The organism is Nostoc sp. DedQUE02 (genome assembly GCF_034531035.1).
Taxonomy (GTDB): Bacteria; Cyanobacteriota; Cyanobacteriia; order Cyanobacteriales; family Nostocaceae; genus Nostoc.
Genome location: NZ_JAVRBY020000008.1, coordinates 90,158 through 106,466, shown reverse-complemented (window position 1 = coordinate 106,466; position 16,309 = coordinate 90,158). Strand labels below are relative to the sequence as shown.

Here is a 16,309-nt window from a genome sequence, read left to right as displayed (position 1 = left end):
AATCGCTCATTTAATCGCAAAAACTCTACCTTGTACACTAGGTTCTACTTTATTTTGCATGACAGCTTGGGTGGAACTGGAAATGATCGGTTGTGTTAGGAAAAATAAGAAGATACCAACAGTGAAGATGACAAGGGAGGCTTGCAAATCGGCGACGAAAATAAATACGCCACTCAAAAGCATACACCCGTATATGGCATATATATATGTTGCGTTCTAGTCCTCCCCAGATGCTGACGAGTAAGCCACCTGTCAAAATCGCAATGCCAAATAGCGAAAGAATAGTTCCCAAACACGCCAAGACATCAGCGAAAATCACTGTCTTGCGGCGATCCCACATATCTACTAAAGGCCCAGCGATCGGGGAAATTAAGATTAACGGTAGAGTATTGAACAGAGAGACTAAAGCAAACCGGGTAACTGATCCGGTGCGATTATAAACCCAGATATCTAAGGCAAAGGCAGTGGTACTGGAACCAATCAAAGCGATCAACTGTCCTATCCAAACAATGATCAACAGTTGTATTTCCCGCAAAGTATTCAGTCTTGTTTTTTCTATCATCTGTACGTTTGACATCATAATCAGGTATTTATTAGCTTTTTACTGTTCAAATCTTTTAATTACGAATTACGAACTGGTACTGAGCGTAGCCGAAGTATTACGAATTACGCACGGCATTGAGAATTATGCTTTTGAAATAGTAAACCAAGGTCACTCAGGCGGCATTCTGGATTATTAATTAGTAGCTCAAGCAACACTAGAAACTGAGTTACCACACGGCTAATAGTAGTAGTATCAAACAAATCGATTTTGTAGCACCATTTCCCTTCAATACTTCCTAATGTTGTTTGTTGAAGATAAATATCCCAATCAAATTCTGCTGTATTAGTTTCAATTGACCAGGGATAAACAGTTAAATTTGTCAGTTTTAAATCTGATGGAGGCAAGAAGTTAAACATCACTTGATATAGCAAAGAGTGGCTTGGTTCTCGTTTTGGCTGTAGTACTTCTACTAACTTCACGAAGGGAATTTGCTGGCGATCGCAGGCTGCCAAAAAACAGCCACGCACCTGATATAGCAACTCACTCAGACTTGGATCGCCCCCCAAATATGTACGTATTGGCAATGTGTTAATGAAGCATCCAATAAGTTCTTTAGTTTTTACTTGCTGACGATTGGCAAAAGGAGCGCCCACGATAATATCTGACTGTCCGGTGTAATAGAACAGCACTATTTTGAAGGCTGTTAGTAGAGTCACGAATAGAGTTACATTGTGCTGTTGGCTCAAATGTTTAAGAGCATTTGTTAGGCTTTTAGAAATAATGAAAGTTTGACTTGCACCTTGAAAAGTTCGTAGTGGTAAGCGCGGGCGATTGCTAGGTAACTCTAGTAAAAGTGTACTATTGCTTAGTTGCTGTTTCCAGTAGTCAAGCTCAGACACGAAAGCCGGACGAGCAACCCACTGCTGTTGCCAATGGGCAAAGTCAGCATATTGAATGGGTAAATCGGGAAGTGGTGAGGGCTGACCATGATAAAATGCTGCGTATAATTTTGTTAACTCCTGTAAAAACACACCCACAGACCAACCATCAAAAACCAGATGATGGATAGTTACTATGAGTAAATGCTCTGCATCAGAGAGCCGCAACAGTTTAATGCGTAACAATGGGCTTTGTTCTAAATCGAAAGGCTGGTTTTTTTCCTCAGTTACAAATCTTTGAGCCAGAGCTTTTCGCTCAGTTTTAGATTCAGAAAGTTTTCGCAAATCTATCACTGAAAATGGTAGGATAGGCTCTTGAATAATTTTCTGAACAACTTGTTTATCCGTAATAGTAAAAGTAGTTCGCAAAGCTTCGTGACGACGGACAATTTCCACGAGGCTTTGCACCAAGGCATTTACGTTGAGTAAACCCGTCAAGCGATAAGCCAGGGCAATATTGTAGACGGGAATGCCCGGATTTAATTGAGCTAATATCCAAAACTCAAGCTGAGTCAAAGAGATTGGCAACTCTTTTGTATTCCGAGGTACTGGTTTGAGAGATAGAGTAAAGTCATTTTGACAATAAGGCAAAGGGGAAAAAGGGGATAAGAAAGAATGATTATTTCTCCCCTGCTCCCCTGCTCCCCTGCTCCCCCCCTCCCCTGCCTCTTTTTGGCGGTATTCTGAAATCTGCCGATCTAGTTCGACTATTGTCGGGTAATCAAACAGCCAGCTTATGGGTAACTCCATCTTGAAGGTTTCTCGCAACCGAGCAATGACTTGCATTGCTGATAAAGAATGCCCTCCCAATGCAAAAAAGTTGTCATGGATACCAACTTGTTCCAACTCTAAAACATCGCTCCAGATTCCTGCTATAACATCTTCAGTAGCAGTACGGGGTGGGATGGAGTCTGTAGAGACATTACGCGTTTCCCTACTCGTAGGTTCTGGTAAAGCACGGCGGTCTGTCTTGCCACTGGGGGTTAGAGGTAGAGCATCCAGCAACTTGACAAAAGCGGAAGGCAGCATATATTCAGGTAGCTTTTGTTTGAGGTAACAAAGCAGTTCGCTGGTATCTAGGTGCTGTTTGGGCACAATGTAGGCGACCAGACGCTTATTTCCTAGTTGGTCTTCTCTTGCAATAACTACTGCTTCTCTTACCTGTGGATGTGCGGCGAGTACGGTTTCAATTTCCCCCAGTTCAATGCGAAAGCCCCGCACCTTCACTTGATTGTCAATGCGACCGAGAAATTCGATGTTGCCATCAGGTAAATAGCGAGCGCGATCGCCTGTTTTATACAAACGACTCCCATCCTTGGCAATGAATTTCTCAGCCGTCAATTCTGGGGAATTAATATAACTTCTGGCGATCGCCACGCCGCCAATATACAGTTCTCCCGGAACTCCAATCGGTAATGGTTGCAGATTGCGGTCAAGAATGTAGATTTGCGTATTTGCGATCGCTCGACCAATAGGTGGCAGTTGCGGCCAATTGCTGACAGAATCTTGTAAGGTAAAACTTGTTACTACATGACTCTCCGTTGGGCCATACTGATTTTGCAGCGTACAACCAGGAAGTTGCTCAAAAAACTTGACTAAATCGGGAGTAATTTGTAACTGTTCTCCGGCGGTAATAATTTGACGCAAGGATGCGGGATAGATTTGAGTAATAGATGCAGCATGAGCTAACTGTTGAAGGGCGACAAAGGGTAGAAACAGTCTTTCTATGTTTTCTTGGGCAATTAATTGTAATAGTGCAAACCCATCTTTCTGTATTTCTGCGGTAATTAAAACTAAAGTTCCGCCACTACACAAGGTAGAAAAGATTTCTTGAAAAGAGACATCAAAACTGATAGAAGCAAATTGCAAGGTTTTGGCAAAATTAACAGCACTTTCGCCCATTTGCCAATGTAAAAGGTTCGCCAAAGAACGGTGACTCATGGCGACACCTTTAGGTTTACCAGTTGAGCCGGAAGTATACATCACATAAGCTAAGTTATCTGGTGTAACTTCACTAGCAGGATTTTCCTGGCTGTTGTGGCAGAAAATCTCCGATTTATCTAAGCAAACAACTGTTAATGATGGCTGGGATAAGCTAATTGATGAATCTGTAAGTAACACCGACGCTTGAGAATCACTCAACATATAACTCAAGCGTTCTTGGGGCGATCGCGGATCTAAGGGTACATAAGCACCGCCAGCTTTAAGGATTGCCAAAATTCCGACTACCATCGCTAAAGAACGCTCAACGCAAATCCCCACCCGCACTTCTGGTTTTACTCCCAGGTTTTGGAGATGGTGCGCTAACTGGTTAGCCTGACAATTTAATTCACGATATGTCAGTTGTTGAGATTGGAAAGAAACTGCAACTGTATCTGGTGTTCGTTTCACCTGTTCTGCAAACAACTGAGCAATACATTTTTGGGGATAATCTGTTTGAGTATCATTCCATACTAAAATTTGCTGCTGTTCGGCAGCCGTAAGCATAGATATTTCTGGTACTGTCTGCTCGATGTTAGTAACCATAGCCTCTAACAAAGTCACCAGATGACCCATCATCCGGGTAATAGTTTTTTCATCAAAGCGACTACCATCGTAAAGAATGCGTAGAGATAATTCTTGTCCGGGTAGAGCGATGACTGTCAGGGGATAATTAGTTTGTTCAATGACTCGCCGTTTGGTAATCTGGATGCTTGCACCGGGATTTGATAATAAAGGATTTTGTGGGTAGTTCTCAAACACCACAATGCTTTCAAATAAAGGTAAATCTTGGGGGATTTCACTATTAGCTTGAATATCTACTAATGGAAACCAAGAATATTGCGATCGCTCTATCTGTTGAGCCTGCAATTCCCTCAGCCATCGCCATAAAGATGTTGCTGTTGGTACTTTCACCCTGACTGGTAGAGTATTAATGAATAGCCCCACCATAGATTCCACCCCCGATAAAGTAGGAGGACGACCGGATACAGTTGCACCAAATACCAATTCAGACTCATCAGTGTAACGACTAAGTAAAATCGCCCAAGCTGCTTGAATGAAGGTAGAAACTGTTAAATGATACTGCTGTGCTTGGGAGTGTAAAGCCGCAGTTATGGTTGCTGATAAACTGCACTGGTGTTCGTGATAAGTTTTCGGCTGAGGAGAATGTTGCAACTCACCCCGATTTAATAACAACCGAGTAGGACTAGTGAAGCCTTGAAGTTGTTGCTGCCAAAATTTTTCTGCGGCTATTAAATCTTGTTGCTGTAACCAATTAATATAATTTCGATAAGGACGGGGGGTATTTAAATATAAATATTCGCTTTTAATTAAAGCATTGTAAAAAGCAAAAAATTCTTTGCAGAGAATTGACAAACTCCAGCCATCAATTAGTAGGTGATGAAAACTCCAAATAAATTCGTAAGTATCATCAGCAACTCTAATTAAACTGAAGCGCATCAAGGGAGCTTTATCAAGAACAAAGCCTTGAATTCTATCTCTTTGTAAAAACGCTTCTAGATGCTCTTTTTTTGTTTTTTCAGATAAGGAACGCCAATCACATATTTGCCAATGTAGCTCTACTTGCTTACATACTATTTGGAGAGGCTTTTCTTGCTTTTTCCAAACAACCAGGGTACGCAAAACTGGGTGACGTTTGACTACTCGCGCACAGGTCTGTTGAAGCGAGTTAATATCTAAATTTCCAGATAGTGTAAGACAAAACTGCTCAAAATATACTCCTGACTCTGGCTCATGCAGAGTATGAAAAAGCATACCCTGTTGCAGATGAGAAAGAGGGTATATAGATTCAATATTTTTGTTTTTAATTAGTTGCAGTTTGCTAATATCATCCAGATATTTCATTTTGAGCCATAATTTGACAGGGCTAATACAAATTCTCCAAATTCAAAATATTCTAGAGAAATACTACACTTAAAAAAGTACAATTTTAACTAAAAATTATAGAGTACTTTCAAATAACTTTTCATCTTTTCCCCCCAAATACTTGATAACTAACTGACTGTTTGATTGTTCAAATTGTTCCATAAATTTTTGTTTTTCTTCTAGTGATATAAGAGTATCATCAACTAAAAAAGTGGGCAAAGTCGAGAAATAATTGCATATCATTTTATTATTACGTAAATACCTCAAAAAATCTTGATATCTTCGCCAATAATTATCATAAAAAATATTTACAACTTTTTCTATAACTATTTCATTAAAAATATTCATAAGTAAAAGTATTTTGGTCATTTTGACTGAAGGAGATACATTTATTTTATCAACATCATCGGCTTCAAAAATAATTTTATCTCCTAATAAATTGATTGCTTGTAAAAAATCATCAAAATTATTATTTTTCAGATTTTTTTTGTCAAAACGTCTAACAATAATATTTTTATATCCAAATATATCTGCCCAATTTTCTAATATTTGATAATAATTAAACATATATTTAAATTCATTAAAAAAATCTTTGATGCCTATTCTTGATGCTCCTATATTAACCATGTAACGATAACAGGATTCTAAGAAATCATCTTGCTTTCTGAAATAAATTACTATTTTAATTTCATAATCCTTTAATAAATTTTTGACTTTAGCAATTGTTTCAGATTTATAAAAGACATCATAAAAAGTAAAAGCCTCTGCCGAAATTATCACATTTTTAGGATTAATAGAATCTATTTCGGTTTTAAGACCTTCCCAAGTTGAAAACTGTGAAAGCAAATCATTTTTTTCTTTAAAATCAAGAAAAAATAGAGCTAAAAGATTATGGCAATAACGATCTTCTACTTCTTTAGCATTATTACGTATACCAGACATAGGATATAAATATCCATTTTTTAAAAGCTTATTTCTATTATTAAATAATATTTTTTGTAGAGAGCTTGTTCCTGTTTTAGGCATACCAATGTGTAAGTAAATTGTGGTCATTTTATAATCTCCTGAGTTAATTTATTGGGAAGGTAAGAATTTATGATTGGAGTAATCGCACTCTTAAACTGAAACTAAATTATTTATCAATCAATAGTGTTTCCACAAATTTGTTTATACCGATCCAATAAGCTTTCGCTCAAGCAATCCCAAGAAAACTTTTCAACTGCCCGTTGTCGTCCAGCTTTTCCCATTGCTTTGCTGAGATTCTCATCTTCGAGTAAGCACAGAATTGCCTCAGCTAGAGCATCAGCATCACTTCTCTCCACTAATAAACCTGTCGTTCCTTGCTCCACAATTTCTGGAAAAGCACCACTATAAGTAGCAATGACAGGCAATTGCATAGCCATTGCTTCGATAATTGGTATTCCAAATGGCTCGTTCCAAATTGATGGGAAGATAAAAATATCGCTTTGTTCATAATATTCAATTAACTTAAAGTTTTCGACTGTTCCCACAAAAAATACAGAATTAGCAGCGTTTGGAGAAATTATCTTCCGTAGTTGCGAACCATAGTTTTCTTTGTAAAAAGGAGTTAATTTTACTACATTGGGATCTTCTCTATTCATCATTTCCCAAGGTAATACAGCATTTTCTGGCCCTATTATTTTTAATTGCACGTTAGGATACTTTAATCTCACTTTATTAAATGCTTCTAATAGAATATGTACTCCTTTTTCTGGAGATATTCTACCAACAAACAATAATTGTTTAATCTTCTTTTCTCTTATTTTTACAGGTTCATTTTTAGGTGAAAAAATATTAATATCTACCCCATTAAAAATAGTTTTACACTTGATTTTGGGAAAGCTGCTGCGTATTTTATTAGTAACGTAATCGCTACATCCAATCACCAGATCGACTTGCTCAATTTGTCGTTCTATCATTACAGAATCAAGCTGTGTCAACCACTCAGTATTCATGTGCAAAACAATTTTAGCTTGAGGGTTAAATGCTCGGATGAGAGGCACAAATTGAGAAACAAGGTGCATATGGATAACATCACATTGCTGTGACTGTATATCTCTAGCAATTTGCAAATAATAACCTAAATAATATAGTTTAGAAGCAAAAAAGGGACGTTTAGGATTCGATATTTGCCAGTTATCAAGTAAATTCAATGGTTCCAATAGCTGATTGATAAAGCTTTTTGGAATTCTTCGATAAAGAATTCCTTCTTCGTAATATTCTAATTCTTGATGATGTGGAGCTTTTGAGCCATAGAAAATAACTTCATTAGAACGAGCTAAATAACGCCCCATTTGGTAAGAATATAGACATAGCGATCCAACAGTAGGTGGTTCTCCAAGAGTCCAAGGATAATCGAAAAAGGCAATTTTCATGTTTTTTATATTTATTGATTAAGAAAGTTGGTTTCTAGGAAAACTATGGAAATGAATGATAGTAATTGGTATTTTAACAAGTAATGAGATATAGCAATTATCTTTGATTTATAAATTCCTCAAGGAAGTAGGGAATAAAGAGTAGAGAGTGAATTTGCTTACGTTTCATTTAGGATGTAATACTGTTAGAATTTATAAATTTAGAAGATTCCAATTCAGTTATTTTTTGTCATTTTTAGGTCGTAAGGGTTCCAAAATGTTCCTGTAAGGGCAGAGTGTTCAATACCTTGAATCCGATTTCGGACTGCCACCATTGATAAAGGGTTGACTAAATAAATAAATGGTAGATACTCCTGAGTAATGCGTTGAGTTTCTGCATAGATAGCCTTGCGTTTTGCTTCATCTAATTCTGAGGCTGCTTGCATATATAAATCACCAATTTTTCGTTCCCAGCCTGCTATTTCTCGCCCGGTTATTGGCGTTTGTCCTGGTGGGGATAGTGGATTAAAAAAGTGCAAACCAGCATCAGGAAGCCAAACATTAGCCCAATCATTGGGTTCTTGACCGACTGCTACCTCAAGTAATTGGCATTCCCAATCAAAAGTTTGAGTCAATTTGTTAATGAAAATGTTAGTAGCTACAGGATTAAAATCAACAGTTATACCAAGGTCAAGCAAATTTTCTTTGATGATTACTCCCATTGCCTGCAAGATATTATTACTAGCATTTGTTGTGAGAGTAAAGCGAACAAGATTTCCTTGCTTATCTAATAAGTGATTTTGATTGTTATATTTAAAGCCTGCTTTTAAGAGTAGGTCTTTGGCTTTTTGGAGGTTGTATTCATATAATTTTAAACCTGCTTTTATGGGTAAATAATATTTGCTCTGTACTGCGATGGGTGAATTTTGTAGCTGACCTAATCCCCTATAGATATTGCTGAGTATTTGTTGGCGATTAATTGCATAAGCGATCGCTTGTCTAAATTCGACTTGATTAAACCATCGAGACTTGATTGGATCGACCAATAATTTACTATTTCTACTACCTTTATTGAGATTAAAAGTAATAGCACTTGAACCGATAAAAAGACCGCCATTATAAATAGTAAACTTTCCTTTCCCTTCTTCATGTTTTAATAAAGAAAAATAATTAGTATTAACGTTGATATAATCTAATCCTCCAGAACGGAATTGAACTAAAGCAGTATCTTGATTAGGAATAATTTGGGCAATGACACGTTCTATATAAGGTTGCGAATTGCCTTGAGTATCTTTACGCCAGTAATAAGGATTTTTCCGAAAAGTTATTCGCTGGCTAGGAGTATAAGATTCTATTATATAAGGGCCATTGACAATAATATTTTTTGGTGGAGTATCAGTTCCCCAAGTAGATAAAAATTTCGGTCTACCTTCGGTGTCTTTTTGTTTAACACTTTCTCGAAATACATGCGCTGGTAAAATTTCTAGCTTTGTTGCCCGAATAAAGGGCGCAAATGGTTCGGGTAATGTAAATTCAACGCGCAAATCATCTAATTTACGTGCTTTGGGAAATGTACGGTTTTTACCAATTAGGAAGAAGTCTTTAGCATAAGCTGGAATGACTGGATTGGCATAAATTTCATTGTAAGTAAAAACCACATCTTCCGCAGTTAGTGACTTACCATCTGACCATTTTAGACCTTTGCGGAGAGTGAATATTACTTGTGTTTTATCTAGTGATGTTTGCCAAGATTCAGCTAGACAAGGTTCAATTTCTCCCCGGCCATTTTCTTTAACTAGACCCTCATAATTAAATAGTAAAGTATAAGCTGATTCGAGTATTAAAGCTGGATTAAAAGTTGTGGGTTCATTTGGTACATAAATAATAATTTGGGATATTGGTTTTGCTTGGGTTGTTAAGTTAATTTGGTTAGAAAGAATTATTGCGATCGCAGTTACAAAAGCCAGCAAAATTACTAACCAACGATGGCGAATTACAGTATATTTTTTATTAATTTTTAATAACTTATAATTCAACATCGTGAAACCACTCCGCAATTTATTATTGACTAGGTTGAGATAACAACCTATGAGCATCTTCTAATAAAGCTGGTATTTTGTCAGCATGGGGACTATGACGCAAACAATCACTTAGATCGAATTGTCTAACTTTTTCTGCTGTCAGACCAGGGAACCAAGGATCGGCAGTATTTAAGTGGTTATAACGTCTTGTAGCATATTCAAACATATCAAAAGCGATCACTAAATTTCGCAACCATAAAATAACTGGAATATTAATCTCACCAGGGGTTTGGGGATATCTAGGTAAACCAGTGTGCCAAGTGCGATACCAGTCTTGTCCTAATGTGGCGATCGCTGCTTTCTCTAAACGGTTTAAAATTGGTGGTAAAATTTCATCTGCTCGATCTAAAAGTTCTATAACCTTCAAGTGTTCGTCAAAATCTGATGGTTTAGATGCGCCCAAGCTGAGAGTATGTACTTGCGGATGGCTCAAACAAAACAGATCGTTAAACACCATCGGGCTAAGAGGATAGCACAAGTCTAATAACTTTTGTGGAGGCTTATAAAGCATACCACCTTTATCTGATGGGCTAATAATAAATACACCCATGTCATGATGTTTGGCGGCTTCAATGGCGGGCCAATTGAATTGATTAATGTAGTACCAGTGGAGATTTACATAATCAAATTGATTGGTTTCAATGGTTTTGATAATTAAGTCTGTTGGAGCGTGGGTAGAAAAGCCAATAAACTTTACCTTACCTTGAGCTTGCAATTGTCGCGCTACATCAAGACAGCCATTGAGACGAATGCTATCTTCAAGATGTTGGTAATTATTAATGCCATGCAGTGTTAATAAGTCAATATAATCTAGCTTTAATAAAGCTAAAGATTTCTCACACAAACGGCGGAAGTCTTCAGAGTCAGATGTAGGAGTAACCTTAGTTTGGACAATAATTTTTTCTCGAGGCAATTTAGGTAAAATCGCTCCTAATTGCATCTCAGAAGTTCCATACATTCGGGCAGTTTCGATGTGATTGATGCCAATTTCTAAAGAACGGCGAATAGTGGCTTCTAGATTCTGTTGATTTTCATCGGGAATTTGTTCTTGAGTAAGCTCTTTATACTCAGTATAGACGTAGCGCATTCCGCCACAGGAAAAAACTGGCATTGGCAATTCTGTACGCCCGAATCTACGATATTGCATCATAAATGTGTTTTGATTAGAGCGATTCATTAATGACTTTTTGCCGAAATCAAGCCTTGCATTATTTTTAGATGAAACATCAAGTATGATTTTTCAATTATTTGATTGTTTTTTGTAAGTTCCATTTTGTTCACTCCTAAATTTAGATTTTGTTGTACAGAGTAGTTTAAATATTAGATAAGTAGGCGAAAATAAATTGAAGTTTAAGGTACTTCCAGCCGTAGGATAACGCACCTTGGATTGTTGACGGTGCGTTGCGCTATGCGACAACACACCCTACATGAAAATTCCTTAACTGTTTAATTGATATTGGATGGCTGCTGCTAGCTGAACTACAGTAGGTTTCTCAAACAGGTAGATCGAGGGAAGTTCTACTGGGAAAGCTGACTGTAGTTTGCATATAACTTCAAGAGCTTGAGCAGAATGTCCTCCCAGTTCAAAAAAGTTGTCTTGAGTGCTAATTCGATCTATCCCTAAAATTTCTTTCCAGATAGCTAACACAACTTCTTCGATAGGATTTTGAGGTGTAACAAAATCCTCCGATATTGGAGAGACAATAGTTTGAGTGGGCAAAGTTGGTAGTTCAGGTATTAAGATAAGTTCAGCTAGACGTTGGTTATAATTGGTCGTTATTTTTTCCAGCAAAGTCTGAAAATTATCGACCATCTTGGTAATAGTGGTAGCTTCAAATAAATCGGTTCTGTATACGAGCAAACCTTCAATACCTGTTGATGTTTCTTCGAGTGTTAACTCTAAATCAAACTCTGCGGTATCTTTTGTATCTCTAGCAATAAACTGCTCTTTCAAAGTGAGATTTGCAAATTCTAAATTATCCTCTGGAGTATTTTGAAAGACAAACATCACTTGATTTATTAATGTGTAACTAGGATCTCTGACTGGTTGGAGTTCTTCTATTAGCTTAATCAGGGGCATTTCTTGATGAGCGTAAACACCCAAGGCTACCTCGCGCACTCGGCTAAGTAGTTCTCGGAAGCTGGGGTTTCCTCCTAAGTTGGTACAAAATGGCAGTAAATTGACAAAGAAACCAATCAGTGCTTCAGTTTCTACTCTGGTGCGATTTGCCAGAGCGCTGCTGACAATAATATTTTCCTGTCTTGTATAAGAGAAGAGTAATGTCTGGAATGCTGCCAACAAAGTCATAAACAGGGTTACGCCTTCCTGTTGACTCAGTGCCTTGAGCGCATCGGTTAATTTTTTTGAGAGAAATACTGATTGACTTGAACCCTTGAAGGTTCGCGCTGGTGGACGTGGACGATCAGTTGGTAGCTTCAATATTGGGGGAGTAGTGCCTAAATGCTTTTGCCAAAACTGAAGCTGAGATTCTAAGACTTCTCCTTGTAACCACTGCCTCTGCCATTGAGCAAAGTCGGTATATTTGATCGGTAACTCAGTCAACGGCGACGGCTTACCCTCACAGAAAGCTTCGTAAACTTTTGCCAGTTCTTGAGTTAAGACACCAAAAGACCAACCATCAGCAACAATATGGTGGGTGACCGCAACAAATAGATACTCATGTTCGTCTAAGCGCCAAAGCTTGCTGCGTAATAAAGGGCCTCGTGCCAAATCGAAAGGATGCTTAATTTCTTTCTCAGCTAGTTGTGTAACTTGAGTTTCGCGTTCAGTTACGGAAATGTGCCGCAGATCGATTACGGAAAAGTCAAAGACAGGCTCGTTAACAACAGCATAAACAACTTGGCCATTCTTAACCTGAAAAGTCGATCGCAATGTTTCATGTCGTCGGACAATTTCTCTTAAACTTTCCTCTAATGCTTTCTCGTTAAGCGCACCTGTGATGCGATAGACCAAAGGCAGGTTATAGATGGAATTGCCTGGATAGAATTGGTCAAAAAACCAGAATTCTAGCTGGGTTAAAGAAATTGGTATTGGCTCGTTTTGCGAGGGCAACCGTTTTAGAGCTAACTCCTGCCGGTCTGGAGCTTTAGCTGTAGCGATTTTTTCGGCTAAAGGTGCGATCGCTGGCGATTCAAACAAACTTAACAGTGGTAATTCTATCCCAAATGCTTTGCGCGTTAAAGCAATCACCTGAGTTGCTAGTAAAGAATGTCCCCCCAAATCAAAGAAGTTATCGTAAATGCCAACTCGTTCTAACCCTAAAACATCTCTCCAGATCCCAGCCAAAATTTCTTCGGTAGGAGTACGCGGCTCAACAAAAGTTTGACTTAATTCCGGTCGGCTGGTTGTCGGTTCTGGGAGAGCGCGACGGTTTACCTTACCATTGGGTGTGAGCGGAAAAGATTCCATTTCGACAAAAGCCGATGGAATCATATAATCTGGCAGTTGCTCAGTCAAATAAGTCCGCAGTTGTTCGACTGTGATTGTCTCTCCTGCAATGGGGACAAAGTAAGCGACTAAATATTTTTCCCTAGCACTTTCCCCATGCACTTTAGCTACAGCTTGGTTAATTTGAGGATGTTTGCTCAGAACGGCTTCAACTTCTCCCAGTTCAACGCGAAAGCCCCGAATTTTTACTAAATCATCTATCCGTCCCAAAAACTCGATATTCCCATCTGGCAAGTATTGGGCTAAGTCGCCAGTTTTGTACAAACAACTTGATTTTAGATTTTGGATTTTGGATTTTGGATTTTCAGAACTTTCAGCAGATTGGAAATTTTCACTTGTGTCCCTCAATCTAAAATCTAAAATCGGCAATCCAAAATCGGTAAACGGATTGGGGAGAAATTTTTGATTGGTCAAATCTGCACGGTTGAGGTAGCCACGAGCCAAACCATCACCACTCACGTAGAGTTCCCCAGGAACGCCAATCGGCACGGGTTGAAGGTTGCCATCTAACAGATAAACTTGCACATTGACAGCAGCTTTACCAATGGGAGGATAAATCGGCCATTCATCTGGTTTTTGGCTAAAAGTATAAGCTGTCACTAAGTCAGCTTCCGTAGGCCCATAGAAATTGTAGAGCGTACAATTTTCCAGACGCTTAAACAGCTTAATCATCGGCTGTGTAATTTGCAGTTGTTCGCCACAAGCGATCGCTTCCCGAATATTCTGAAATAGATGTGCTTGCTCTGTGTAGATTTCTGCTAATTGCTGCCAAAGGCTAACTGGCAGAAAAACTTTACCAATTGGGTTATTAGCAAGTAAATGAATTAATTTATCTAAATCTTTGCGATCGCATTCAGAAATCATATACAGCGTGCCTCCCAAGCCCCACGCCACGGATATTTCGTGATAGCTGACATCAAAACTGAGGGAAGCAAACTGAAGTACACCAATACCTGTAGCCATTTTTGCCTGATGGTGTGCTACTAAATTGGCGAGCGATCGCTGGGTAACAAGAGTGCCTTTAGGTGTTCCGGTAGAGCCAGAGGTATATATTATGTAAGCTAAATTATCAGCTGCTACTTCAACTTGCAGATTACTCTGAGATTCTTTGGCGATTTCGTCTTCATCTTCATCTAACACAATCAGACGATGAGCCAAGTTGCCATCAAATAATGACTGCAAATGTGTTTGAGTTAAGATGATTGGTGCTTGAGAATCGTTGAGCATGAAGGCTAAACGCTCTGGCGGATAAGTAGGATCGAGGGGAACGCAAACTCCCCCAGCCTTGAGAGTTCCTAAAATAGCGATCGCAGCTGCTAGCGATCGCTCCACGCAAATACCCACTGGAGCATCTGGTTTCACACCCAAGCGTTGCAAGTAGTGGGCGATTTTATTGGCTTGCTGATTTAACTCCTCATAAGTCAATCGTTGGTTTTCATATACCACCGCTAAGGCTTGGGGTGTTCTTTCAACTTGCTCCTCAAATAATTGATGGATGCAACGATTGATCGGATGCGCTGCTGAGGTAGCATTCCACTGTACTAAAAGCAAATCTTGCTCTGCTGGAGTTAGTAACGGTAACTCGCCTGGAGTCCGATGAGGATTGGCGGTAATTCCCTGCAACAAAGTGAGGAAATGACCAGCCATGCGATCGATAATGTTTGCATCAAAGCGATCGCGATCGTAGTAAATCTTTACAGTCATTTCCTCGCCAGGAATTGCCAGCAGTGTGAGAGGATAATTGGTTTGTCCTCTGTCTTGTAGTTCCCCAATGCTTAAGTTTCCAGGAAGTTGTTGTAACGTTACATTTACAGGATAATTTTCAAATACAACCAGGCTTTCAAACAAAAGTTGAGTGCGAGGAATTTCACTTACGCCTTGAATATCGACCAGTGGAGTGTATGAATACTGCTCCCGTTCTATGTACTCTTGTTGCAACAACCGCAACCAGGTTAACAAATCGGTTGTATCCGGGATTTTCACCCGTGCGGGTAATGTATTAATGAACAATCCCACCATCGACTCCACACCAGATAAAGTAGGTGGACGACCAGATACAGTAGTGCCAAAAACCACGTCAGACTCACCACTATAGCGACTTAGTAACAGCCCCCAAGCTGCTTGTACCAAGGTGGCAAGTGTGAGATGATGTTGTTGAGCAAAAGATTTTAGGGTAGTTGTCGTCTCGGCTGATAGATGTTGCGATCGCACCTCAATATTTTGCTGTTGGTGAGAACTCTGTTTTAGCGATCGTTCAACTATCAAAGGCGTAGGTGCAGTAAACCCCTCAAGATTTTGTTGCCAGAAAGTCTTCGCTCCAGCCAAATCTTGCTGTTGCAACCAATTAATATAATCTCGGTAAGGGCGACTGGGAGCTAAATATAACTGTTGACCGTTCTGAATTGACTCATATAAAGCAAACAATTCTTTGAAGATAATCGGCCAACTCCAGCCATCAACTAATAGGTGATGAAAACTCCAGATAAACTCATAAGTTTCATCACCTACCCGGATTAAAGCAAAGCGCATTAATGGAGCTTTATCAAGTTCAAAACCTTGTTTTCTATCTGAATCTAAGAAAGAATTGAGCCGGATTTCTTGCTCCTGCTGAGGAAACATTCGCCAGTCTAAATTAGACCAAGGCAAATTCACTTGTTTACGCACCACCTGAACTGCTTGTTTGCGATTTTTCCAAACAAAAAGAGTCCGCAAAGCCGAATGTCGTTCTACCAATAGTTGCCAAGCTCGTTCAAATATACCTGAATCTAAATTGCCATGAATAGTTAATTGAAACTGCTCAAAATATATTGTCGATTCCGGCTCATAGAGAGTATGAAAGAGTATCCCCTCTTGCGTAGGTGAAAGAGGATAAATAGATTCAATATCTTTATTTTTACTTTGTTTTTGTGCAATTACCATTGTTTTTTAAAGATGATATTAATTAGGTTATTGCGATTTTCATTTAAGTGAGGTACAAGACCAATTTTTTAACGCAGAGGAGCGCAGAGTCAAGCGCAAAGGTACGCAGAGGTTTG

7 protein-coding genes are annotated in these 16,309 nt (G+C 38.8%); all 7 read right to left on the bottom strand.

All coding sequences use genetic code 11. The annotated features are described in order from the left end of the window. Positions 1-49 precede the first annotated feature (49 nt). The 7 genes from RMX98_RS10270 to RMX98_RS10240 all read right to left on the bottom strand — a co-directional run bounded on the left by RMX98_RS10270 (position 50) and on the right by RMX98_RS10240 (position 16,193). On the bottom strand, positions 50-580 hold the full coding sequence (locus tag RMX98_RS10270; protein WP_322680924.1) for an MFS transporter: 531 nt from the start codon (positions 578-580) through the stop codon (positions 50-52). 86 nt (positions 581-666) lie between these two features. Beyond that, the gene (locus tag RMX98_RS10265) at positions 667-5,328 is read right to left on the bottom strand and encodes a non-ribosomal peptide synthetase (RefSeq protein WP_322680923.1); all 4,662 of its coding nucleotides are present in this window, start codon (positions 5,326-5,328) and stop codon (positions 667-669) included. 96 nt (positions 5,329-5,424) lie between these two features. Then, positions 5,425-6,402 carry a hypothetical protein gene (locus RMX98_RS10260; RefSeq protein WP_322680922.1) on the bottom strand — a complete coding sequence of 326 codons (978 nt, stop codon included), beginning with the start codon at positions 6,400-6,402 and terminating at the stop codon, positions 5,425-5,427. A gap of 86 nt (positions 6,403-6,488) precedes the next feature. Next, positions 6,489-7,745: a glycosyltransferase family 4 protein gene (locus RMX98_RS10255; RefSeq protein ID WP_322680921.1), complete on the bottom strand. Its 1,257-nt coding sequence runs from the start codon at positions 7,743-7,745 to the stop codon at positions 6,489-6,491. A 215-nt stretch (positions 7,746-7,960) separates the two neighbouring features. Further along, positions 7,961-9,763 carry an ABC transporter substrate-binding protein gene (locus RMX98_RS10250; RefSeq protein ID WP_322680920.1) on the bottom strand — a complete coding sequence of 601 codons (1,803 nt, stop codon included), beginning with the start codon at positions 9,761-9,763 and terminating at the stop codon, positions 7,961-7,963. Between the two features lie 22 nt (positions 9,764-9,785). Further along, positions 9,786-10,952, bottom strand: a complete 1,167-nt coding sequence (locus tag RMX98_RS10245; protein ID WP_322680950.1) for an aldo/keto reductase — start codon at positions 10,950-10,952, stop codon at positions 9,786-9,788. Positions 10,953-11,243: 291 nt separating this feature from the next. Next, positions 11,244-16,193: a non-ribosomal peptide synthetase gene (locus tag RMX98_RS10240; protein WP_322680919.1), complete on the bottom strand. Its 4,950-nt coding sequence runs from the start codon at positions 16,191-16,193 to the stop codon at positions 11,244-11,246. Positions 16,194-16,309 lie beyond the last annotated feature (116 nt).